Below are 23,757 nucleotides of genomic sequence, written 5' to 3' on the forward strand. Positions count from 1 at the left end.
GCAGCCGAGGAAGCAGCCTAGTCGGCTGTAGGTTTGACCCGCATGGATACAGGCAGCCAGCCAGTACCGGCCAACAAGCGCTCTGCGTTCGCAGCAAGCTCAGATTTCTTTAGCTTCTCAAATGCAGGTGCATGCGAACCTTTAGCTTCGTCAATTGCCTCAAGGATCTGCGAACGGTTCACCCGGCTGAAGTAGTTATCCGCCGTGGGCGTGAACCAGTCCGTCATATCGAGCGACAGAGCATTCGCCATGTCGTCAGCATATAAGAGGCGCGGCGCATTGCATCTGTCAGCCTTGCGCTGCACAGCATCAACGCTCGCGCCGACCAGCACAGCCAACACATTGAGCAACGCCTCCTGCGATTGAGTACGGCACCAGTGCCAGAGCTCGTCCGGATCACCCGGAAGCTGCTCGCGGAGCGCTGTGACCGCTGTGTGAAGGCCAGCGAGTCCCTTGCAGGTTTCCGCCGTGACGGACTTCGGCAGGGCCGCGCCACCGATTGAGAGCTTGAGGCAGCTATCATCGCGGTTGTTACGGTAGAATGCCCGCAGGATAAGTGCATGCACGACTGCCGCCAGCGCCACCTCTGCATTCGAGCAGAGCGCCGCTGAAAGAGCTGCGCTCTTGTGAGCAGTGAGGCTTTCGATGAGACCGGAGGAAAATTCTGGCTTTGGTGCGCCTGGTACGTCCGCTATGCCTTTGCGCAACTGGGCTGCAAGCTTTGCATCCTCGTTACGGACAAGCCCACGAACCACATGCACATCGCCGTTGTGCAAGAGGCTGACGACGGCTCCCGCCACTGCCAGCTTACCTGCTGACCATACGTGAGCACGCGCCTCGATCGCACCCATGCGGGATTCGATCTCATTCAAGCGATCGCAGTCCTCGTCATCGCTATCGACAAGGCTGTCGTATTCGGCGGCAAGGCTATCGAGTTCGGCTTGTTCTTCGTCGGTGAGATCGGCGCATTCCGGATACAGGCGGTGCTGCATTGAGAAGGAGGAATAGTCGACATCTGATATGACCTCGACCCATTTCCAGCCCTCGGCTGCGACTTCCTTCGCGGTGCCTGCAAGCTTTTCGCTTACAAGGCGCTCCAGAAGCTCGGCATCCTGTGCAAAGGCGGTATCATCGTCGCTGAACAGGTCACGGCGTATCACGCCGCCAGCGGCCTGATAGGCTTCGACGCCGATGAATTGCATGCGCTTGTCGGATGTCGGAACCTCGTTTTCGGTCAAGGCACGCCGGATCGTCTGCGGATTGAGACGCCAGCCGGATAGTTCCGCCAGAACGCGTTCCTGCGCCTCGTGGTCGTCGACCAATGCGAAGGCCTGCGCATCCCCAAGGTCGATTTCGCCGTTGCGATAGGACGCAAGGACAACCGGGCTTAAACGGCCAAGCTTCATGCGCTTCGTGACGATGGCATCGCTGATCCCAAACCGAGCCGCTACGTCGGTGATGGTTGCGCCGTCGTCTATGAGCTTACGGAAGGCTTCGAACTGGTCAGCCGGATGCATGGGTGCACGTACGACGTTTTCGGCAAGGCTTAGCTCGGAGGCTTCGACGGCATGCGTCGCAAGCGTACAGCTTACAACGTGGTTCTTCGCTAGCTTGCCAGCCTTTGCGAGGGATTTAAGCGCATGAAAACGCCGTTGCCCCGCGACGATTTCATAGCCGCGCTCCGCTTTGCGAACAAGCAATGGCTGTAGCAGGCCGTGAGAGGCGATAGAGGCTGCAAGCTCGGCGATGCCGTCTCGCGCGCCGGTCTTCCGGACGTTGCCACTCCATAGCGTGAGTTTGCTGAGCGGGATGGTGAGTGTGTCTGACATGAGGGTCTCCTTTCGTTGGTTTCTCTTTCAAGACGCCAACAAAGGGAGCCGGGGGCTTCAGCCGCAGCGGTCATGCCCAACACGGGAGCGAGGCCCCTGGGCCGCGCGAATGGAGCGGGCGGGGCATTGACGGCCAGGCGCGCCCGGCCAGACTGGCGTGATGATTGAAAGAGAACCCGCGAAAGGAGAGCAGGGGAGATGCACGGCCTTCCTGCGAGGCGCGGTCTGGAAAGGCGCAATGCCGAAAGCCGGATGTGAATTTTGACAGAAAACATCCGTATACGATACAATATAGTCATAATAGCGAAGGGTGTGGCTTAGGAATTGGGATACGATACGGGTGAACTGAAAGCCGCTTGGGAGACAGAGGCGGCAGCCAAGCGTGAGGAAGATCGGCGCGACTATGAGCGCGAGCTGGCCGGGATCGACATCGGCCGCGCCGCGCGGTTCCACACAGCAGAGTATGTCGAGCAGCGCCGCCAAGGCCGATCCGGCGCATCCCAAGATCAAAAATCAGCGCAGCGCGACTACGCCTCCCGCCTCCAGATGCTGCTGGCCACCAATGCGGCTTACGCAAACCTCTACAACGGCACGATGGACGCCTTAGGCGATGCGGAATCCGCTACCGATCGCGCCATTGCCAAGGCACAGGAGGCCCTGACCGAGGCACAGGTGCAGCTTGAGCAGACACTCGGTCGAGCCGCCAAGCTGCCGGATGGCACGCGCGTCTTCCGCGACGAGCGCGGCCAGGTCTGGACGGAACACGGCACCCAGGTCAGCGAGACGGACGCCGCCGGTATCGAATGGCGGGGCGATGAGCCTGCTTACAAGCAGTTTTTAGAAGAGAGTGAGTCTGTCAGAGACAGACTCACTCGCCTTGAAGCGCTTCAAGGCTTTCGCGTCGATACGCTGGGCCGCTTCCGCGACCGGATGGATGACCCCGACAATCCGCCGACTGCCAAAGAGATGCAGCAATACAGACGGGAGATGGAGGAGAAGATGCCCGAAGCGGTTAGGGAAGAACTGCATCGGACGACGGCTTCCATAGCCCCTACGATGAGCGCTGACATCGCGGCCCCGGTTCGGGCGCTCTGAGCCTTAATTCACATACTTGAACGCGCCACACTCCTTCTGCAAGACCGCAAGAATCAGTCCCGTTGGATGATCGTCCGGGTACTTTCGCATGGCATCCAGAACAGGCTGATAGCCACTGGCGCGATGCTTGGATACCCAATCGCCAAGGCACTTGGCCTGTGTCGACGAATTGAGCGCAGCGATGCTTGCGGCTGCGACAGCAGACGTAGAAATGTAGTTTGCTTGGGCCTCAGCCGTGTAGGTCAAGAACCTGGAGCTCTTGAAGTCCTCCGCCGCCGCGTCCGCAGCGAGGGCGCATACGATGGTACTCAGGCTTGCAATCGTGAGGGTCTTTCTGCTCATCTAAAACGATCGTTATTGTAGAGGAGGGAAAACTAGCACGAGAATGGTAGGACGACACTTTGGAACTGGCGGAACTCCGCCGATCTTGGGCGCTAGCACTAGCGCCCCTAGCACCTCGTCAAAAGGGATCGATTTTGACGAGGTGACGTCATGACGAGATTCTTTCTCCCAAGCATAGAGGTGACCGGGCGCAGGATAGGCTACGCGCGGGTTTCCACCGCCGACCAGAAGCTCCGCATGCAGCTAGACGCGCTGAAGGCCGCGCAGTGCGAGCGCATCTTTAAGGACCACGGCGTTTCCGGCGGCAAGGCCAGCCGCCCCGGCCTCGACAAGGCGCTTAATACGTTAAGGCGCGGTGATGCCCTAGTCGTCCTCAAGCTCGACAGACTTGGCCGCTCAGTTCAACACCTCTCCGACCTGCTCGCGCGCTTTGGAAATGATGGCATTCACTTCTGCTCTCTGGCCGAAGGCATCAACACCACCACACCGGGCGGCAAGCTCGTCTTTCATCTCTTCGCCGCCTTCGCGGAATTTAACCGCGACATGATCCGGGAAAACACGGTCCTCGGACTAGCAGCCGCCAAACAGCGCGGCGAAAAAGTCGGCAGGCCGCGACTCCTTGATATCGAAGCCATCCTTGAAGGCCACCGCTGCGTGACGCAGTTCGGTATCCCCATTGGGCAAGTGGCCGAACGCCTAGAAGTTTGCCACGCAACGCTGACGCGCGGGTTTAAACGCGAGGGCCTGACTGTCTGTCATTAAATCTATCGCTAGGCGGAGTAACATCTTGCAAACCCGGCAGAGCTTTGTCCCAACCGGGCAAAACCCAACGCACTACATCGAAAAAATTTCAAGCGGTGATCGGCTATGCTTTGCAAGATGCTACGCTCTGCAGATGACCGTTTCCCGCCGCGCCGACCGCGGGTCTGCTAGTCAGCGGGCCTTCGTGGCAATGGGACAGTGTGGAGCGCAGCGTGCTGCGATCCTGACTCGGGATAGACCCATATGTCTGCAGGTAGCGGGAGCAAAGGACGCCAAACGAGGTTCGTGCCTGTGCCGCAGAGCACATGGAGATGCGCGGGCCCGATATCGCTCAGAATTGCAACTGATCCGCGGCGCTGGATGACCTGCAGGAAGATCTCCTCTGTTGTGAGGTCCGGTTCATCGGTCTCGATGAGGTCGGGGAGAGGCCAGGTGCCGGCGTAAGACCAATCGAGCGTCAATTCGGCCGGCACAGCCGCAGGGAGAATGGCGAGCAGGGAGAACGGGCCTTGCTTGGTGCTCTTGGCGAGGAAAGATCCAAGGGGATGCACGCAGACCCATTTGCGCTCCGAATATCCAAACGCCGCAATGAGCTCGTCATGCGGGCCGGAGCCGGGGTTTCGAGCTTCAAGCGCGGACAGTGCGATTTTCGCGACACTCGTGTGCTCTGTCTCATGGACGAACAAGGCGTAGCGCGAACAAAGCCGATCGCGGAGGCCGTGCCTGCTGCCCCATATTTCTTGCTGAAGCGGTGTTGGGACTAGTGGGCGGTTCATGAGCCGTCTTCCGATGTGCGGGTAGGTGGGACGGGCCCATATGCCAGTAACGCACTCGAGGCCGCAATCATATTGCGCGCAGATAACGAGTGACACTCACTACTATTCAAAATCAAACATTCAAAATCTGCCAAGCCTTGCAATTCGATTAAGTCAGCATTGCGATAATATCTTGCGAAAGCAGGATAATTATTTTGACATTTCAATGAAATATTCTGCATACTGTTTATATCGCGTTTTATGTTAAATGCTATAACTAGAAACAGAAAGAAAAGGAATGAGCGTCAAGCGTATATTTGGGTTTGATACAAATGTTTCCAGGCTTGCCCTGATGATCGCGCAATCAGCCTATGGGGCCTTTGCAAATAGCGGGAGGAAGACGGGGCGCAGCATATCGGCCTCATGGCCGGGAGCGCGGCAGAGGAGGCGCGGAAGGCTCTGCTTTACCGGCGTCAAACGCAACAGGGCTTGACGGAGGTCTGGGAGGCACCGAGCGGGTTCCGGGAACACCGGGTCGATGGCGTGACCGAGCGTTTCGACTTTGACGGGCGCATCATTCCGATCGGCGAAGCTCTGATCGAGCAGCTTCCGGGGCACGTTATCAAGACGCGCTCACGCGGCATTCTTTATATGCCGGACCTGGAGAAGAATGGAGCGCCCCCGGCACGCATCGGATGGTATGGCCTGTTGCCGGGCGCGCTGCCGAAGCCGCCCGTGCATGTGCCGCAGGCGCAGAGCGCTGCAAGCTCCGAAGAGGCGCCACAGCGCGAGAGCTTCTATCGACCTTTGCCTGATGTCTGGCGTTCGCAAGCACCCTCGGAGCTGCAAGAGAGCTTTTACCGGACCTTGCCGGAGAGGGCGACAGGGCCTCTTGCAGAGACGCCCAATCGGTACAGCACGGATCACCTCTATGTTCCGGAGCCTGGCGTGAGCGATCGCCGGATTCGCGGCGATGACAGTGAGCGGCAGCGGGAGCGGGAATGGATGCCCGAAGAACCCACCGGCGCTGGTGCCGGATGCGATCCCGAGGCTTATGAGAACGCGCGCGCAGCGGGCATCAAGAGCCTGGACGATACGGGCGGAGAGGTAGCTTTGATCCGCGTAATCGCCGATCCGCGCGGGCAACTTGAGCAGTTCGTGATGCCGGATGGGATTCGGGAATGGCACCTCAACGGTAAGCTGATTTACGCGGACGATTGGGGCCGTGGTGCGGGGCAGGACTATTACGAGGAAGCCCGCGCGCGCGGGCTCAGTGTCGATCTTGAGCCCTAGATCTACCGGGCTGGCGCTGTTTGGATAGGTGTGAATGGCGCGCCATTGTGCCAATTGCGCGCTGCCGACGGTCCGTTGTTTAGGCCTAGCGCGCCTAAGGCAACACCGCCTGTCATCGCTGCGAAACGCGGCCCGGCACCGATCATCCCCTGCCGCCAATGCCCCGGCCTCCCCTTCGCCCTTTCTTTTCCGGCCCGGCCTTGGGCGCAGAGACCTTCGAAAAGCAAAGCGAACTTGCGGTGGCCCCGAGCATCGAAGGATCCGGGAGCAATCCTCTAGGCACCGTGTTTGGCGGCCTGGAACGCACCCGTGATTGCGGCGATGACGGCTTGGCTGGAGGTTCCCGCAGGGGGAACGATGCGATCGGCCTCGATGAGGAATCCAGCCTTACGGAGTCCGGCAAGCGTTCTGGCGCTTATGGCGTGGTTGTCCTGAGCGGCCAAAGCCAGATGCGGATATCCGGTGATGGGCAAGCGTTTTGACAGCATGTGGTGGTGGTAAAATGCTTCGGTGCCACTCGCAAATGTGGAAGTTTATGATTCACGCCCGGTGCTAAGAGACCCTCCTTGCGGCAACGATCGTCACCCGCATGGGCGGAGACGCGGCTCAAGCGGCTCCGATAGAGCGTGACCCTGCCTGTAAAGGGAGGGGGACGCCCCCGCACCGCGATTGAATGACTCTCAAAGATGTCGGCTGTTCGAAATGGGGGAGAAATTCCGACCGATGGCCTTGAGCGTGACAAGCCGGTTCTTGCCACCAGACGGGATATCAACAGAAGGAGAGAAGGCGGAGGACAGGGGCAGGTTTGCCCGGGCGCGCGCAATGTTTCCGGGATAAAGTAAGCACACGGCGTATCTCGGAGAGTGAAGGCGTTGCGTAGAGGGAGATTGCAATGAGAAGCCGCAGCAGAACGTTCGTCGAGAGTTTCAACGGGCGGTTTCGCGACGAGCTGTTGAACGAGACGCTGTTCTCCACGCTGCGCGACGACTACACATGGTCACGCCACGCACGACGCGTCGCGCAACGCGATTATGCGGGTTGGCAGCGATCTTCGTCGCGTTTGCGCTGGATCAGGCTACAAAGCTTTGGGCGCTGGCAGCACTTGGGCGTGGCGACGTTTACGCGGTGCCCCCAATCTTCAATCTGCGCCTCAGCTTCCACCAGGGCATTTCCTTCAGCCTGTTTACCGAGACGTTCACGGAGCGGCCGCTCATGCTGGCCGGCATTACCTTGGCCATGACGGCGCTGCTCGGGGTTCAGTTGCTCCGATCACCTGTGCCCATGCATCTTTACTGGCTTGGCGGCAACTTTGCCAGCAGGCGGCTTCGCGTGGTCATGAGGAACGGCATACGGCGTGCTCTTGGGAGGGTAACGCCAGATCGTATTGGCCTGGGCGCCGCCAACGAGTGTTGCGGAACTGATAGCAGCGGCTGCGAAGGCGAGAATAATCCGGTTCATGTTTTTCTCCTGTGCAATGGAGTTAGATTTCTTAAGACGCTCGGCAGCGAGATCGGTCTCGTTTGCGATGTCCATGCACAGAAGTTAGGTGAAGGGTGCTACCGCGAGATTGCGCGAATGTTTCTTTTGATTGCAGGGACGGTGAAAATTTTGAACTCGCGGAACCGGCAGGGTCGGTCTTGAGGGCTTAGGAGCGCTCCACTTTCGCCAAAACCACCCTCACCAAGAGGCCGCCTTGGGGACGGTTATTAAGCTCTAGTGTACCGCCGTGGCTTTCGATGACGCTTTGCGCAATCGTAAGACCGAGCCCTGTTCCGCCGGTATCGCGGCTGCGTGAGGCTTCGATGCGATAGAAGGGCGCGAGAACTTTCTTCAGTTCATCCTCGGGAATGCCCGGCCCCTCATCCTCAATCTCCAAAGTGACGTTCTGCGACGTGGCCAGCACGCGAACAGTTGCGTTTTGACCGTACTTCAAGGCGTTTCCGATCAAATTTGCGAATGCACGCTTAAGCGCAAGGCGGCGGCCGGTAAAGATTGCCTTGTCTTGCCGTTCGAGTGTCACCGCCTGACCCTGATCAGCAAAGTCATCGCAGATGGTCCGGACAATGGCGCCAAGATCGAGCCGTTGGCGCTCTTCGCCGGTATGATCGCTGCGCAGGAATTCCAAGGACGAGCCGATCATCTGCAGCATGTCATCGAAATCGGTTTCGATGGCGCGGCGCACGTCTTCGTCGGCAACATCCTCCAACCGCAAGCGCAACCGGGCTAGTGGTGACTTTAGGTCGTGGGAAATCGCTGCAAGCATGAGGGTGCGCTCGTCAACGAGTTTTTTGACGCGCAGTTGCATTTCATTGAATGCAGCCGCCAACTCGCGCACTTCTTTCGGGCCGTCGACTGGGATCGGCTGTGGTTCGCTTGCGACGTAGACACGTTTGGCCTCTTCGGCGCATTTACGGATTGGTTGTGTCACGCTCCGGGCCATGCCGAGGGCAATACCCAAGACTCCAAGCGCCATCAGAGCCGTTGATACAATGATCGCCCCCGTGGAATTATGCGAACCGCCAAGCACTGCGATGTTGGTGTTGACCCACCCGCCATCTGGCAATCGCATCGAAACAAGGGTCAAGTGCGGATCGGTGCGGGTGCCTGTTCCTTGCGCTGGCGTCCCGACGATGAGGCCGCCGTCCCGATGGGTTTCTGTGCGTTTTTCGATCTCAGACTGCAAAGCGCGGGCTGAACCGGTCATAACCGGAGGGGCAACAGCCAACGGGACCGTGCTGTAGTGAACCTCCAACGCGCCCCCGGAAAGTGTATGGGCGGTTTCCTCTCTTTTTTCAGCGGGAAGCCAGCTTAGCGTCGATTTGATTGAGACGAGCCGCTCTGCCGTTCGCGCGGCGTTCGTCAATCCCACTTCCGAATCAAGACCTAGTTGGTAGGCCCATATGCTGGCCAAATGCAGTGCTATGAGCCCAAGCAAAAGAACCGCGATCGTGCGCCCGGCAATGGTGTCAGGTACCAGTCTCATGCGACCTCCGCCCGCAGGCGTATCAGACGCGCTTTACTGTCGGCACGAACATGTAGCCTGCGCCGCGTACCGTCTTGATCATTCCGCCTTCATCCGCACTTTCAAGCTTGCGCCGCAAACGGCTGATTTGAACGTCTATGCTGCGATCAAAACCCGTTGCGACCCTGTTGCGCGAAAGGTCGAGCAACTGTTCCCGCGTCAGAACACGCTGCGGGCTTTCGACAAAGGCTAGCAGCATATCGTACTCGCCCGTGCTGAGATCAATCACGATCCCTTCGGGGTTCAGCAGTTGTCGTTTGCGCGTATCCAAAACCCACCCCTCAAACGCGTAGGCGCCAGCGCTCAGCGGCTGAACGATGTGCGGGGACACAGAAGCTCGGCGGAGAAGGGCACGGACTCGCGCGAGCAATTCTCGTGTGCTGAAAGGTTTGGCGAGATAATCGTCAGCGCCAAGCTCCAGTCCAACAATCCTATCGGTTTCATCCCCCTTTGCTGTCAGCATCATTATGGGGGTCGAGGATGTTTTGCGCAGTTCCCGGCAGAGGTCGAGGCCTGAAGGCCCAGGCAACATTACATCGAGGATGATAAGGTCAAATACCACGAGCTTGAGGGTATCATTCATCTCACGCCCATCGCGGACGCCCGTCACGCGATAGCCTTGGGCGCGGAGAAACTTGGCGACGAGCTGGCGAAGTTGTCCGTCGTCATCGACAATCAGAACATGGGCATCCGTGATCGAGGCCGGCGGCGCACTGGCATCGCGCTCATCGCGCTCTGAGGCTGGAAGATCTGAGGGAGACATGCGTGTTTCCGCCGGGGCAACATCTTTATTCTGCAGATCATATTATAACAGCCCAGGCCGGTTGTGCGTCTCTCGGTCGACCTGGGCTGCGCAATCAATCATTTGCCTTTTTCGAGGCTCATTACGGTCAGCTGACCGTTGACCTTATCCGCCGTGAACTTCACGGCGTCACCTGCCTTTGCAGCCTTTAAGAGCGCAGTATCCGATGCTTTGAAAACCATGGTCATCGGATCCATCTGCAAGTTTGGAATGGCCTGATGATCGATCGTGATCTTGCCGGCGGCCTCATCAACCTTCGTCACGGTGCCGCTGACCTGCGGCAGGGACGCGGCCGGCTTTTCTGCAGCAGTCGTATCCGCCGCCTGATGCATCGCGGGGTCATGAGTATCACCTGCGCTCGCCACGCCCGGAGGTCCGGCGAGAAGCAAAGTAGCAACGGCCAGTGCGTATCCGATTTTCATGTCTTGAACTCCTTCGTTTGAATTAATCGTGTTGCGTTCGATATTGATTTATTTGTCCGATACGACGACAACGCCCTTCATGCCGGCTTCGGAGTGGCCGGGAATAAGGCAGGCGAACTCGAAGGTTCCGGCCTTGGAGAATTTCCACACGATCTCTGCCGAGCCGCCGGGTTTCAAGCGGCGTCCGTTGGGATCGTCATGCTCCATCTCCGGGTTTTTCTGCATAGCGATGCGGTGCTTCGCATTCTTCTCGACGCTGTCGAGCATGAACTCGTGATCGAGCGCACCGCTATTGGTGATCACAAACTTGACCTGCTCACCGGTCTTCACGATCACTTCGTGCGGATCGTAGGCCATGGCGCCATTGCCTTCGGTCATGGCAATAGCGATGGTCCGCGCCGGCTTAGCAGGATCACCAGGCTCGCCCGCGTCGAAGGCTTTGTGCGTATGCCCGGTCTCTCCCGGCTCTGCCGCGACTATCGTAGCGGCAAACGGCAGAGCCAGGGTTGCTGCCATTAACAGCAGACACTTCGACTTCTTGATCCGCGTTCTCATAGAAATATCCCTCAACCAACTGCACCGATCGCGCCAAATGACGCTAAGGACCGCGCTCTACCGCTTTATGTCTCGATTGTTACAAATTGTTTCTTTGCAGCGTTTATCGCGTCCTTGCGACGACCGGTCTGTGAGCTCGCAAGGGGGACGGGCGATGCGTAACAGCCGGTTCAGAGGGGAGCATCGGCTGCAACCGGAAGCGAGGCGTTAGACAGCGGACGTGTGCCGCAAGCACCGCATCAGCGGCCGCACGGACCCGGTACCCCGTCGCTTGAAGGCGCTTAAGGTGATTGCGAACACACGCGAAACGGTAGGGACGAGATCCGCCAATCAACCTGGGCTCACGTGAGCAGCCTACGTGAGTAGAGATAATCAAGCAGGAGATGGCAGCTGAACAAGAACCGGAGATCAAACCGACACGGCAGCGTTCGCGGGAGCCTGCAAAAGCTTAACGTTGTGCCTGAAGTTCGCCTATTATCGCTCGCATCTGAGCAATTTCACTCTTCTGCGCGCTTATAATGCCGTTGCAGAGTTGTTGCACTTTCGGAACTTGAAGTTCGGCCTCTTCACACATGAGGATGGCGCCAGCATGATGCGGGATCATCGATTTTAAGAGCTGCTGATCGTCGATTGCGACTTGCTCACGGATTCCCAGCCAGAAACCAAGAAGCGCAATCAGCCCGACAGCAGACAAAGCAATATTCAGCTGGCTGTTAGGGTACATTGACCGCATCAGCCATAGCTCGATCAGCAGCATTGGCGCAGTCATCAGGCCAGCCATATAAAATTGGTTTATGTTCGGAACGACGTTCTCGAAAGTGTTGACCATCGCGTACATCAGCGTGAACATTGCCGCGAAAGAAATCAGAAGCATGAGTGCGAGACGCCAATACGGACTGCCAGTGTGGGCGCCATGGCCCGTCGCGTTGTCGCCGCTGCCAACCGCCGATCCATGCCGCGCAGTTCCGGTTTTTTGAGGAGGAGTGGTGGGATTGTGGGGCGTGTGTTGATCGCTCATGCGCGACAGCTCCTTACTCTCTAGCACTGACAATTGCACTTAGTGACCAGAATGCCCGCCCGGCTTGACAGCCTTCAATTCGATTTCCGAGGCGGGCGCGCCAGGTTCGGTCGTCGCCGCTGGTTCTGCCGGACCGCGAACGGGATTGGAAAGTTTTGACGGATCGCCCGTCCACTTGAAGGCGACGGTACCTTCCGGATTCTTGTACCAGCCGGGGTCCTTGTAGTCGTTGCGGTCAAGCCCCTCGCGTACTTTGACGACCGAAAACATGCCGCCCATCTCGACCGGGCCGAATTGAGCGAACCCCGTCATCATGGGCAACGTATTGTCCGGAAGCGGCATCTCCATCTCGCCCATGTCCGCCATGCCGGCGCCCCCCATCGGCATATAGCCTTTGACCATCTGGGACATACGCTTCTTAAGCTCGGATTGATCGACGCCGATGAAATTTCGCAACTCATGCCCCATAGCGTTCATCGTGTGGTGCGCCTTGTGGCAGTGGATCGCCCAGTCGCCCTCGTAGATCGCGTCGAATTCGTAGGCGCGCATTTGTCCAACGGCGCAATCGATTGTCACCTCAGGCCACCGGGCTTCGGGACGCACCCAGCCGCCGTCCGTGCAGGTGACCTCGAAATGATAGCCGTGCATGTGGATGGGATGGTTCGTCATCGTGAGATTCCCGAAGCGGACGCGCACGCGATCGCCCTTGCGTACGACAAGCGGGTCGATCCCAGGGAATACGCGGCTGTTCCAGCTCCACAGATTGAAGTTCAGCATTTCCGCAACGCGCGGGACATAAGAACCCGGATCGATATCATAGGCGTTCAGCAGGAACACAAAATCACGGTCGACACGCATGAACTTCGGGTCTTTGGGATGGACGACAAAGAACCCCATCATGCCCATGGCCATCTGGACCATCTCATCGGCGTGTGGGTGATACATGAATGTACCGGACTTCGCGATCTGCCATTCGTACACGTATGTCTCGCCCGGCTTGATGTGGGGTTGGCTCAATCCGCCAACGCCATCCATGCCGCTCGGCAGGATCTGCCCGTGCCAATGAATGGTCGTGTGCTCGGGGAGTTTGTTGGTAACAAAAATCCGCACCTTGTCGCCCTCCACCACCTCGATCGTCGGGCCGGGGGACTGACCGTTGTAGCCCCACAGGTGCGCTTTCATTCCGGGCGCCATCTCGCGCACGACCGGCTCAGCGACCAGATGGAATTCTTTCCATTCGCCATTGATCCGCGGTGGGAGTGTCCAGCCGTTCAGCGTTACGACCGGCTGATAGTCCGGTCCGCTCGCTGGAGCTACCGGAGCCTGAGTGGCCGGCGACCCTTGAAACTGCGCTTCTGGCACGGCAGCATGGGCCGACCGCCCGGTGAGCTTGGCCGCACCCAGCAGCGCAAGCCCGCCCGTCGCGGCCATCATGTCTCTACGAGATACCGTCATCTTGAACTCCTTTCGCGATGCCGTTATCCGCCCGAACCAGCGGCCACCGCTGTTGGTGCAACACCGCTCTCGCGTCCTCCGAGCACGGCGGTGTGCAAATCGACTTTGGCCAGCCAGAAATCGCGCCGCGCGGTCGCAGCCTGCACATTCGTGTCGATCCGGGCCCGGGCGTCCGCGAGCAACTGGAAGACATCGACAAGCATCCCATTGTAATTCAGCAGGGTTTGCTCGGTAATAATCTGGCGAAGCGGCAGGATCTCCCGCTCGTAGTGACGAACCACATCATACGTCCCGCGATAAGCCTGATAGGCCTGCCTTGCCTCGGACCGCACATTCACTGCTTTTTCGATCAAACGGTTGACGGCGCCCATATAGGTTTCTTCGGCACGTCGCGTCCGCACTTCGCCGAAGTCGTAGATTGGAATCTGGAAATCGACATCGAAGCCGCGCCAGCGAACTTTCTCGGTCCGCTGCGTTTCTGTGCGAACCAGCGTCGGGCCCGGTCCGAGCGCGTAGTCGATGTCCGTAACCTTGTTCTTTTCGATACGACGAATGCCCCGAACCTCCAGCACATCGATGAATCGAGTTGCGCGCGTGAGGCCGAATTCCTTGGCCAGGATAGCGATCTCCATACGTGCGATTTCTAGATCGATGCGGGAAACCACAGCCTCGGTTTCAATGTCGTCTTCAAATTTCGGTTTCGCGGGAAGGGCGGGCAGTTTATCCGGCAGATTATATTTGAGCTGAACCCCCCACAGACCAAGGCTCTGATTGAGCCGCTCCCGTTCCAGACGCTGTGTCAGGCGCGCCTGGGCCAATTGGCCGCCAACCTCAGCCGTGAAAGCGTGCTCGCGTGCTTGATCCAGCTTTGCCATGCCGCCTGTCTCGCCAAGCTTCTTGGCGAAATCAGACACGGTTTCGGCCGACGTTACAGCCTGTCGCAAGAGGACGACCTGCTCGTTTGCCGCCACTGCCCGATAGTAGCCGCGGCGCGCATCGGCCGCAATTTTGAGTGTCTCATCGACCGCGCGTTTTTGTGCCTGAAGGAAGCGATCTTCTGCTATCTCGCGCCGGCGTGGCAGGGTCAGAAGACCCAACACATTCTGCAGGATCTGCGCCTCAATCTCGATCGACGAGGGCTGGATGAGGCGCGACAAAGTGACGGTTGGCGAGGGCGGCAGGCTCGCCTCAACCATCATCGCTTCCGACACGCCGAGTTCGTTGTAGGCGGCTTGCAGTCCGCGGTTGTTCACAAGCGCGATTTGTACGGCCGCATCGGGCGTCATCGTGCGCGAGAGAAGCTCGGCCACGCGCGCCTCCGCCGCAGCGGCGTCATGCTCATCGTGAATTTTCGCGGCGGGTTGACCAATCGCCGCGGTCGAAAGGTCGCTCACAAGGCTCATGCCGCCATCAGGCGAGAACTGCGCGCAGCCTCCCGACACTACGATCGAACTTGAAGCCAACCCCATCATCAGTCTCTTCCAAACGCCACGATGCCTGCCCCAACCCATGAGCGATCCCCCGGTGGTCCGTAATATCGCGACGCCTTCCCCCGAAGGCCCACGTCGTCAACGAATCAGCTTCTTCAGTGTTGCATGCCTGGCATGGGCTCCATCGCTTCCGGCTGAGCCGGGGCTGGCGAAGGATCGGGCGTCGTTTTCGGCTGCTGCTGGTCGGGCGGTAGTGCGCCCGGTGGCGCCACCTGGCGATTGATCTGACCCCAAGGCCGCGGTTCAACAGGCCGATAGCTTTTGATACCCGCCGCAATCGATCGATAGGGTTGGGCCGGAACAGCAACGGGCTCATCAGGCATAGGACCGACCTGCGGCCACGCTGGTTCCCGTTCACCCCAGCCTGTGAGGCTCAGCAGCGCGAAAAAGGCAATCCACAGTCTGATCATGAGGAGGTCCTAGCTCTGCATGCGGTCGCCATGCCGTTAGAAAAAACAAGCTTGGACCGCACTCTAATCGGCGAAGACGATTCGCGGTGTTTCGCGTTTATTACAAAATATTTCAGTGGCACTCAGGCGAATTGCATCGCTGAAGATCGTGATAGGATCGAGCCCTGACGGCGGCGTTCCAAGCGGCCTTAAGCCAATCACCGGACGCAGCCCCCGCCCGCAGACGGTCATCGTGGATAGCCTTCCATGACCAGTAGAACAGCGATCACCATTGTTTTGCTACTCTCCATCAATACCCTGGATACACCGTGTGCTGGAGTGGAAACCGATATGCCAGCCGTCGAACCCTGGCATGGTGACTTCGCGGATCGCGATGCTCATTCCGCCTTTCACAACGATCGTGGCTTACGCTTCTATCAAACGGGACGCCTCGACAAAGCCATCGAGGAGTTAAGCACGGCCATCGAGGTGCAGCCGGCCGCATCGTTACCGTATTACAACCGCGGCAATGTTCATTTCCGGCAGCGGCAATTCGAGCGCGCTGTAGAGGACTACTCTCAAGCCCTACGCCGCAGCCCGGATCATGTCATGGCGATGGTCAACCGCGGCAGCGCCCTCTCAGCGCTTGGCCGCCTCGATGAGGCGCTCGCTGATTACAATGCTGCCTTTGCCCGGGAGCCAGACAACACCTACGTGCTCTTCAATCGCGGCTTCCTTCGCGGAAAGCGGAAAGAATACCGGGAAGCAATCGCAGACTTTACGCGCGTGATCGAGCGCGACCCCAACGATGGCGATGCCTATCGCATGAGAGCCGCTGCCTACGCATCCCTCGGGGATATGGCGAAGGCATTGCAGGACCGAGACACCGCCCTGAGGTTGGGGCCAGTCAAGAAGACCAACGCAAAATAACCGGCATTGCACTCAAGGTGATCGGGGAGTGCACGAGCGGTCAACCGCCTAATCGTTGACGAAATTGCTGCCGAAGCGGCGTTTCGCGTTCGATTGCTGCGCCAGCACGCCGAGATGTTCAAAATTATGTGTCTGGCCTCGAGCACCGGCTGTATCGGCATTTTCGATGGCCAAAGGAACGGAAAGCAAATGTCTGGGCCTCGTGCCCTTGATGAACGACCGGGTCACAACCATCGCACGCGATACCGACTCGCCGCCAAGCGGCAGGTCCCCCTTTGATTTGTCCTTTTTTTACCATCGGACACTGTTTGACGGCGGCCTCGGTCTTCCTCAATCATTTTGGAAGGCTCCCGTGCGACCTTCGGCCAAAAATGTAAAGGCCGAACCCATGAACGAGAACCGGCAAGCCGGAAGCCTCATCCCGGAAGACAACAGCTTCGGCGCGGTACGACTGGCTGCGGCTCTGGCCGTGGCTGTGAGCCATGCTGTCGAGATCACGGTCGGCCACCTGTCCTGGGACTATGTGCAACAGACCACCGGCTATACGCTTGGCCAGCACGCGGTGCATGTCTTCTTCATCTTGAGTGGCTTCCTGGTGACGGCAAGTCTCATGCGGACGTCGGACCTGACGCGGTTCGCTGTCGCGCGGGTGATGCGGATTTTCCCGGGGCTCATCGTGTGCGCGATTTTCACGGTGGCGGTGCTGGGACCGTTGATAACGGTTTGCCCGTTATCAAGCTATTTTGCCGACACGGGCATTCTGAAATACCTCGCAGAGACCACCCTGCTAATAACGGGACGGGCGGAACTGCCCGGTGTTTTCACCAGCAATCCGCTAGCCGGCCAGGTCAATAATTCGGTCTGGACGCTCAAGTATGAGGTGCTTTGCTATGCCGGTCTGGGGCTTGCATTCGCTGCGGGTATGCTGCGAACCGGATTTCGGAGCCAAGCCTGGCTGTGGCTGGCGATATTTGTGTTCGCCGCGTCTTATTTGCTTCCTGGCCTGATCGAAGCGAAGACCGGGCCCGACGTGATCCGCCGCTTCGGACTTTGTTTCGCGTTAGGCTCTGCGGCGTTTTTCGCCCGACACTACACGGGAAAGCTTTGGCTCGTGGTCATAAGCTTGGTCGCGCTGCTCGCATTCTGGTCGACGCCGCTCATGGTGCCAGTCATGGTCTGGTTTGAGGCCAGCGTGGTGTTCTGGCTCGCGAACCTGCGGTGCCCATCCTTGGCCAGGGTCACACTAAAGCATGATTTGTCGTACGGAATTTATCTCTATGGATGGCCGGTGTCCCAGGCGCTGGTGCAGCTTATGCCCAATGCTATGCCGGTCCAGATAGCCGCCCTTACGCTCCTCATTCTGGTCCCCCTTGCTGCCGCTTCATGGCATTTGGTCGAGAAGCCGGCCCAGCGTCTTGGGCATAAGCTGGCGCGACCGCGACCGTCTGGCGCATGGGCGAGGGCGCGCGTGGGGTGGCCGGCACTTCCGACCGCAGCAAACGTAAAGCAAACATAACACGCGGGGACCGGGAACCGGAATTCACGTGCTCAAAGACGGACAACTTTAGACGCGGCTGTTCCGAAGCCGCAGTGCGTTTGCCACGACGCTGACAGAAGACAGCGCCATGGCTGCTGCGGCAATGATAGGAGACAGCAGAATGCCGAATGCCGGATAGAGAACGCCCGCGGCAACCGGAACGCCGGCAGCGTTATAGACGAAGGCGAAGAAAAGGTTCTGGCGGATGTTCGCCATGGTCGCGGCCGAGAGATGCCGCGCGCGCACGATGCCATTGAGATCGCCCTTGAGGAGGGTCACGCCCGCGCTTTCCATAGCAACATCTGTTCCCGTGCCCATGGCAATGCCGACATCGGCGGCCGCCAGAGCGGGAGCGTCATTGATGCCATCGCCCGCCATGGCGACTACGCGCCCCTCTCGGCGCAGACGTTCGACGATCTTGCCCTTGTCTTCGGGCAGGACTTCCGCTTCCACATCGGCGATACCGAGCTTCTCGGCAACGGCCTTCGCCGTCGTCGCGTTATCCCCTGTCAGCATGATGACGCGGATGCCGGCATCTTTGAGCGCTGAGACGGCTTCCGGCGTCGTTGCCTTCACGGGATCGGCGATGGCCAGAATGCCAACGGCTTTCCCATCGATAGCGACAAAGATGGCTGTGGCACCATCCCTGCGGAGTTCGTCAGCCGCATCGTCAAGCTCTCGCGTTTCGATCTTTGCCTGTTCCATGATGCGGACATTGCCGATGACGATGCGTTTGCCATCCACGAGGCCAGTGACCCCCTTGCCGACCGGAGAGTCGAATTCCGAAACAGCGGAGAGTTCCAGTCCTCGCTCCTTTGCGGATCGGACGATGGCTGCGGCAAGCGGGTGCTCACTGGCAATTTCGAGACTGGCAGCCAGGCGCAGAAGTTGGTTCTCCTCGATGCCGGACGTTGTGCGAATGGCGACCACGCTCGGCCTGCCTTCTGTTAGCGTGCCGGTCTTGTCGATGACGAGCGTGTCGACTTTCTCCATGCGTTCGATGGCCTCGGCGTTTTTGATCAGAACGCCCGACTGAGCGCCGCGTCCGACGCCGACCATGATCGACATGGGCGTTGCGAGGCCAAGCGCGCAGGGGCAGGCGATGATGAGCACCGAGACGGCGGCGATCAGGCCGTAAGTGAAGCGCGGCTCGGGTCCAAATAGGCCCCAGGCGGCGAACGCCAGCAGCGCAATGGCGATGACGGCCGGGACAAACCACCCGGAGACTTGATCGGCGAGCTTTTGAATAGGAGCGCGGCTTCGCTGTGCTTGCGCCACCATTTGCACGATCTGAGCGAGCATGGTTTCGCGGCCAACCTTGTCGGCGCGCATGATGAAAGCGCCTGACTGGTTCATCGTGCCGCCAATGACCTTATCGCCTGCGGTTTTCGTGAGCGGCATGGACTCGCCGGTCACCATCGACTCATCGATGGCGCTGCGCCCCTCCAAAATTTCACCATCGACCGGCACGCGCTCACCCGGACGCACGCGGAGGTGATCTCCGACCTGAACGACATCAAGGCCGACATCGGATTCCGACCCGTCAGCAGCAATGCGGCGCGCAGATTTCGGAGCGAGGTCGAGGAGTGCGCGGATAGCGCCGCTTGTTTGCTCGCGTGCCTTCAGTTCCAATACCTGTCCGAGGAGCACCAGAACCGTGATGACGGCAGCGGCCTCGAAATAAACTGGTACAGCGCCATCCCCCATCCGCATGGAGGCAGGGAACAGGTCAGGAAATGCGGTTGCGATGACGCTATAGACCCAGGCGACGCCGGTTCCCATGGCGATCAGCGTGAACATATTGAGGTTGCGTGTCTTGAGCGATGCCCAACCGCGCTCGAAGAACGGCCAACCGGCCCACAGCACAACCGGTGTGGCGAGAAACAGCTGTAGCCAGTTGGATGTCGACGAGCCGATCCATTGATGCAGCCCGGTCAAATGCCCTCCCATTTCGAGCGCGAAAACCGGAAGGGTCAGCGCAAGACCGATCCAGAACCGTCGCGTCATGTCGGCCAGCTCAGGATTGGGTGCCGTATCCGCGCTGACAGTCTCCGGTTCGAGAGCCATGCCGCAGATCGGGCAGAAGCCCGGACCCGGCTGGCGCACTTCGGGGTGCATCGGGCATGTATAGATAGCGCCCTCGACAGCAGGCGGCGGGATTTGATCCCCAAGGTACTTGGCCGGGCTGGCTTCGAACTTGGACTTGCAGCCCGCCGAGCAGAAATAAAACGGATGCCCCTCATGCAATGCGCGGTGCTGCGCCGTGTGAGGATCAACGGTCATGCCGCAGACAGGATCCCGGATGACATTTGGCGACGACGCGGGCTGCGCGTGGTCTTGATGACCGCCATGATCATGCGAGCAACAGGATGATTTCTGTTGGGAGCGTTTATCAGAAGAACTAGCCATAACAACCTCATTACAATAGAACCCCCGGGGGGTATTCGCTTGACACCTACACCCCATAGGGGTATAAGTCAAGAATGGAAAGAGAGACGAGCGAGCTGTGTCTCAAGCGGCTGACAAAGATCGAGGGCCAAGTGCGCGGCATTTCGCGCATGGTTCAAGAGAAGCGTTACTGCATTGACATCATAACGCAGATCTCAGCGGTTCGTGCTGCCCTGAGGAAGGTCGAGGAGGCCGTTCTCAAGGATCATGTCGGGCATTGCGTCGAACATGCCATCGCAAGCGGAAATGCCACCGAGCAGCGTAAAAAAGTAGCTGAACTGATGGAGGTCTTGGCCCGTTCGGACAGATAAACGATTAGAGTGAGTGTACACGCGTATTCTGGTACTTGATTAAGTGACATTAACTGAGAGGACGAGGCGTGAGCCTAAGGCTGGCAATCAAGGGATTTATCGTGGTGGTGGCCGTTATGTTCGGCACCATGGCGAACGCCTTTGCCCATGGCGGCCACGCTCACGCGCAGATGTCACCCACCTCAGTAGTGGCCGCAACCCGTGGAGCACCAGTAACGGCGCCAGCTGAGGCTCAGATATCCGCCGCGATTTTAAAAGTTTCATCCACCAAAACGCATGCACCCGTTGACCTTGATCAGGCGGCAAAGCCGGCGCGATCGCATCCGGACGGGGCGATCTGTGCGACGGGCGCCTGCTGCTGTCAGGGCGCATCTTCGTGCGGAGCGAGCGGGCATTGCGGTGCCTCCATGCTTCCCGGCCAATCCGATTGGACACACAATCTCGGCAACCACATGCGCTATTATTTGGCGCGGTTGGGCCGGGTGTTGCCCGACGTCGTTATCGGTCTCGATCGACCGCCTAAGGTCTGATTGCTGCTCTGCTGCGGCAGGGCTTGTGCGCCGCTTGGTCCGCCGTCTGCGGTCCGGCGCCCCCATTCCTCGATTTAACATTTTGCGGCTCCGTGACCTCGGTCACTGACCGCCAGCCTCTCCGATCCGCGCCCGTGGCTTTATAGCCCCGCATGTCGGACGGTGAGCTGAACCGTCAAACGAAAGGAGTTCAGTCATGGGACTCGTCAAAATTTGTGCTGTTGCGCGGTTGCGAGCGAACCGCGTCGCCATCCTCGCCTCAGGTCTGATGCTGGCGGCCACTCAAGCCTCCGCTCACATCATGCCTTGGCGTGAGGGGGTTTCGCGGCAAACCGGCTTCGGCACTTGCGCCAAAGGTCCGTGCCTCAAGCGCACGGATTTCAGCAAAAGCGTTCCGCACGTCCACCTCGCCGTAAACGGGCGAGACAGCGTTGTGCTGTGCACGGGCCTACAGCGAAAGCCGAGCGCGTGCGCGACAAGCGCGCGGCACCCGTAAACGCAAAAATCAAAGTCAAACTTACTCACCGAAAGGACATTACGATGAAAACTAGAACACTCCTCCTCGCAGCGGCCCTGCTGTTTGCGCCTGCCGCAGCTAACGCCGAAGACGGCTGCTGCAAGACTATGGGCAAAGGCGGCGACATGAACTGTATGCAAAAGATGGCGGATGCCGGTGGCTCACACGACATGCATGGCATGCACGACATGAAAGCCGCAGAAGCCCCGAAAAGCGAAGCCGCAGCGGCCTTCGCAGCCGTCAACGCGAAGATGCACAAGGACATGAGCATGGAGATGACCGGCGATGCCGATGTCGACTTCATGAACGGCATGATCCCGCATCATCAAGGCGCGATCGACATGGCCAATGTGCTTCTGAAGTACGGCAATGACCCCGTTACACAGAAGCTCGCCGAGGACATCATCAAGGCGCAGGAAAGCGAGATCGCCATGATGAAAGACTGGCTCGCTAAGCGTCAGAAATAACAAAGCAAGGCGAGAGCGAGGATTCGGTCATGATGAAAAACATAAACACAATCGAACGCGGACGCAGTGCCGTAAAGGCATTGGCCGCGTTACTATTCATCGCAGCCCTATCGCTCGCTCCGACCTTTGCTTTCGCTCATGGCGACGAGGATCACGGCGATGAAAAACCCGCTGTGGCTTCATCGTCAGGGCCGCGCATCGATGCGCATTCCAACGATTTCGAGCTGGTCGGCATCCCAACTGCGCGGGATGGCGGCAAGCTCATCGTCTATCTGACTGAGTTCTGGTCGAACGAAGGCGTGACCGGGGCTTCGATCGAGATGACGCGCGGCGATGAAACGATCACCGCAACGGGCTCCAAGGGCGCCTATGAGTTCAAAGCTCCATGGGTGATCACGCCCGGTCACTACGACCTTACCTTCTCGATCTCAGCGGGTGACAAGTCCGACCTCTTGATTGGACGCCTCGATATCCCTTCCCCGCCGCCAGTTGAAGCGTCCCATGACAGCGTGTGGGACCACATCGTCCCGCACGGAACGCAATTGCCCGACATTCCGCTTTGGATGCTGGCCGGGAGCCTGGGATTTGTAGTGCTCCTCTCCCTGCTGGCGCTCAAAGGCCCGCGTTCCATACGCACTGCCGTTTTGGTGGTAGCCGCAGCGTCCGGCCTCAGCACTGTCGCTATGGCCGCCGTTGTTCTGACCAATGGTGTGGGGGGCGCTAGTGACGGAGGTGTCACAGCTCAGGCCGTTCTCGACCTGCCCGAAAGCTCACGGCGAACGGAAGATGGCGCGGTATTCGTGCCGAAGCCCACACAGAGACTGCTTGGCATTGCGACAATCAAGACCGCCAAAACGGAAACGATTCAAAAATCAGTTCGCCTGATTGGCCAAGTCATTCCAGACCCCAATCGCAGCGGCGTCGTGCAGTCCTTGCTCGCCGGCCGGATTGAACCGCCGGAAGGCGGCTTCCCGGTCACAGGTGCCTTAGTGAAAAAGGGGGATGTGCTGGGTTATCTGGTTCCTGCCGTCGCGGTCGTTGACCAAAGCGACATTACCCAAACGCAAGGCGATCTCGACAAGCAAATTGCGCTCCTGGAAGCCAAGCTCAAGCGGATCGAGCCTTTGAGTGGTCGCGCAGTGCCCGCCAGCCAGATCGTCGATACGAAGATCGAGCTCGATATCATCCGCAAGCGGCGCGCCGCCATCAATCCGGTTCTGAAGGACCGCGAGGAATTGCGCGCTCCGGCTGATGGCATTCTCGCTCAAGCGAACGTCACGGCGGGTCAGGTGGTCGAAGCGCAATCCCTGCTGTTTCAAATCGTAGACCCAGCCAATCTCTGGATCGAAGCCCTGGCGTTTGACGCCGCGACCGCTGCGAGCATCGAGAAATCGGGCAAGGACGCCCTCGCCCAGACGGCAGACGGGCGCAAAGTATCGATCTCCTTTGCCGGGCGTTCACCGGCGCTCCGCCAGCAGGCCGTGCCACTACGGTTTAAGCTGAAGGGCGAAGGCGCGCCATTGAGCGTGGGCGAATCCGTCACGGTTCATGTCGCAATTGACGAGGCCGTATCCGCCGTTGCATTGCCCCGCTCGAGCGTTGTGCGCAGTTCAAACGGACAGTCCGTTGTCTGGGCGCATGTGGAGGCGGAGCGATTTGAGGCGCGCGTCGTCAAAACATCGCCGATCGATACCGAGCGCGTTGGCGTCACGGCCGGGCTTGATCCGGGCGCGCGCGTAGTGAAGCGCGGGGCCGAACTCATCAATCAGGTCCGGTGAGGAGGCAAAG

At 59.1% G+C, this 23,757-nt stretch carries 20 protein-coding genes and 1 pseudogene; 11 read left to right on the forward strand and 10 right to left on the reverse strand.

What is annotated here, in order from left to right; translation table 11 throughout:
- Nucleotides 1-17 precede the first annotated feature (17 nt).
- Entirely contained in the window at nucleotides 18-1,829 is a 1,812-nt protein-coding gene (locus K2Y42_RS20705; protein ID WP_291156527.1) for a ParB/RepB/Spo0J family partition protein, read from the reverse strand.
- Nucleotides 1,830-2,153: 324 nt separating this feature from the next.
- On the opposite strand from K2Y42_RS20705, the gene K2Y42_RS20710 reads away from it, so the two are divergent.
- Nucleotides 2,154-2,924, forward strand: a complete 771-nt coding sequence (locus tag K2Y42_RS20710; protein ID WP_291156530.1) for a hypothetical protein — start codon at nucleotides 2,154-2,156, stop codon at nucleotides 2,922-2,924.
- 3 nt (nucleotides 2,925-2,927) lie between these two features.
- Here the strand turns inward: K2Y42_RS20710 and K2Y42_RS20715 are convergent, their stop codons facing one another.
- Complete coding sequence (locus K2Y42_RS20715; protein WP_291156532.1) at nucleotides 2,928-3,266, reverse strand: hypothetical protein; 339 nt, start codon at nucleotides 3,264-3,266, stop codon at nucleotides 2,928-2,930.
- Between the two features lie 150 nt (nucleotides 3,267-3,416).
- Here K2Y42_RS20715 and K2Y42_RS20720 point away from each other — a divergent pair, with 150 nt between their 5' ends.
- From K2Y42_RS20720 to K2Y42_RS20730, 4 genes and pseudogenes are all read left to right on the forward strand, one after another.
- Nucleotides 3,417-4,028, forward strand: coding sequence for a recombinase family protein (locus tag K2Y42_RS20720; RefSeq protein ID WP_291156535.1), 612 nt, complete (start codon nucleotides 3,417-3,419; stop codon nucleotides 4,026-4,028).
- A 1,298-nt stretch (nucleotides 4,029-5,326) separates the two neighbouring features.
- Nucleotides 5,327-6,076: a hypothetical protein gene (locus K2Y42_RS20725; protein ID WP_291156537.1), complete on the forward strand. Its 750-nt coding sequence runs from the start codon at nucleotides 5,327-5,329 to the stop codon at nucleotides 6,074-6,076.
- 892 nt (nucleotides 6,077-6,968) lie between these two features.
- Nucleotides 6,969-7,049 (forward strand): annotated as a pseudogene (locus K2Y42_RS21340) (integrase core domain-containing protein); the annotation flags it as partial.
- A gap of 65 nt (nucleotides 7,050-7,114) precedes the next feature.
- A complete protein-coding gene (locus tag K2Y42_RS20730) occupies nucleotides 7,115-7,717 on the forward strand; it encodes a signal peptidase II (RefSeq protein WP_291156539.1) in 603 nt (200 codons plus the stop codon).
- Between the two features lie 4 nt (nucleotides 7,718-7,721).
- On the opposite strand, the gene K2Y42_RS20735 is transcribed toward K2Y42_RS20730, so the two are convergent.
- From K2Y42_RS20735 to K2Y42_RS20765, 7 genes are all read right to left on the reverse strand, one after another.
- Complete coding sequence (locus K2Y42_RS20735) at nucleotides 7,722-9,059, reverse strand: ATP-binding protein (RefSeq protein WP_291156542.1); 1,338 nt, start codon at nucleotides 9,057-9,059, stop codon at nucleotides 7,722-7,724.
- A gap of 22 nt (nucleotides 9,060-9,081) precedes the next feature.
- The gene (locus tag K2Y42_RS20740) at nucleotides 9,082-9,861 is read right to left on the reverse strand and encodes a response regulator transcription factor (RefSeq protein WP_291156545.1); all 780 of its coding nucleotides are present in this window, start codon (nucleotides 9,859-9,861) and stop codon (nucleotides 9,082-9,084) included.
- A gap of 98 nt (nucleotides 9,862-9,959) precedes the next feature.
- Nucleotides 9,960-10,322 carry a copper-binding protein gene (locus K2Y42_RS20745; protein WP_291156548.1) on the reverse strand — a complete coding sequence of 121 codons (363 nt, stop codon included), beginning with the start codon at nucleotides 10,320-10,322 and terminating at the stop codon, nucleotides 9,960-9,962.
- A gap of 48 nt (nucleotides 10,323-10,370) precedes the next feature.
- Nucleotides 10,371-10,877: a cupredoxin family protein gene (locus K2Y42_RS20750; protein WP_291156551.1), complete on the reverse strand. Its 507-nt coding sequence runs from the start codon at nucleotides 10,875-10,877 to the stop codon at nucleotides 10,371-10,373.
- 448 nt (nucleotides 10,878-11,325) lie between these two features.
- Nucleotides 11,326-11,895: a DUF305 domain-containing protein gene (locus tag K2Y42_RS20755; RefSeq protein WP_291156554.1), complete on the reverse strand. Its 570-nt coding sequence runs from the start codon at nucleotides 11,893-11,895 to the stop codon at nucleotides 11,326-11,328.
- A 39-nt stretch (nucleotides 11,896-11,934) separates the two neighbouring features.
- Nucleotides 11,935-13,350 (reverse strand): copper oxidase, encoded by a 1,416-nt coding sequence (locus K2Y42_RS20760; RefSeq protein WP_291156556.1) that lies wholly within the window; start codon nucleotides 13,348-13,350, stop codon nucleotides 11,935-11,937.
- A gap of 23 nt (nucleotides 13,351-13,373) precedes the next feature.
- Nucleotides 13,374-14,822: a TolC family protein gene (locus tag K2Y42_RS20765; protein WP_291156558.1), complete on the reverse strand. Its 1,449-nt coding sequence runs from the start codon at nucleotides 14,820-14,822 to the stop codon at nucleotides 13,374-13,376.
- 674 nt (nucleotides 14,823-15,496) lie between these two features.
- Here K2Y42_RS20765 and K2Y42_RS20770 point away from each other — a divergent pair.
- Both K2Y42_RS20770 and K2Y42_RS20775 read left to right on the forward strand, forming a co-directional pair.
- The gene (locus K2Y42_RS20770; RefSeq protein ID WP_291156560.1) at nucleotides 15,497-16,159 is read left to right on the forward strand and encodes a tetratricopeptide repeat protein; all 663 of its coding nucleotides are present in this window, start codon (nucleotides 15,497-15,499) and stop codon (nucleotides 16,157-16,159) included.
- A 166-nt stretch (nucleotides 16,160-16,325) separates the two neighbouring features.
- Nucleotides 16,326-17,675, forward strand: coding sequence for an acyltransferase (locus tag K2Y42_RS20775; RefSeq protein WP_291156563.1), 1,350 nt, complete (start codon nucleotides 16,326-16,328; stop codon nucleotides 17,673-17,675).
- Between the two features lie 48 nt (nucleotides 17,676-17,723).
- Here K2Y42_RS20775 and K2Y42_RS20780 read toward each other — a convergent pair whose 3' ends face one another.
- Nucleotides 17,724-20,105: a heavy metal translocating P-type ATPase gene (locus tag K2Y42_RS20780; RefSeq protein ID WP_291156595.1), complete on the reverse strand. Its 2,382-nt coding sequence runs from the start codon at nucleotides 20,103-20,105 to the stop codon at nucleotides 17,724-17,726.
- A gap of 74 nt (nucleotides 20,106-20,179) precedes the next feature.
- Between K2Y42_RS20780 and K2Y42_RS20785 the strand changes: the two genes are divergently transcribed.
- The 4 genes from K2Y42_RS20785 (at nucleotide 20,180) to K2Y42_RS20800 (ending at nucleotide 23,747) form a co-directional block, all read left to right on the forward strand.
- Nucleotides 20,180-20,455, forward strand: coding sequence for a metal-sensitive transcriptional regulator (locus tag K2Y42_RS20785; protein ID WP_291156566.1), 276 nt, complete (start codon nucleotides 20,180-20,182; stop codon nucleotides 20,453-20,455).
- Nucleotides 20,456-20,523: 68 nt separating this feature from the next.
- Entirely contained in the window at nucleotides 20,524-20,985 is a 462-nt protein-coding gene (locus K2Y42_RS20790) for a hypothetical protein (protein ID WP_291156569.1), read from the forward strand.
- A gap of 624 nt (nucleotides 20,986-21,609) precedes the next feature.
- Nucleotides 21,610-21,969: a DUF305 domain-containing protein gene (locus K2Y42_RS20795; protein WP_291156597.1), complete on the forward strand. Its 360-nt coding sequence runs from the start codon at nucleotides 21,610-21,612 to the stop codon at nucleotides 21,967-21,969.
- Between the two features lie 29 nt (nucleotides 21,970-21,998).
- Entirely contained in the window at nucleotides 21,999-23,747 is a 1,749-nt protein-coding gene (locus K2Y42_RS20800; RefSeq protein ID WP_291156572.1) for an HlyD family efflux transporter periplasmic adaptor subunit, read from the forward strand.
- Nucleotides 23,748-23,757 lie beyond the last annotated feature (10 nt).

Origin of the sequence: Hyphomicrobium sp., from assembly GCF_019744875.1 — a bacterium.
Lineage (GTDB): Bacteria > Pseudomonadota > Alphaproteobacteria > Rhizobiales > Hyphomicrobiaceae > Hyphomicrobium_C.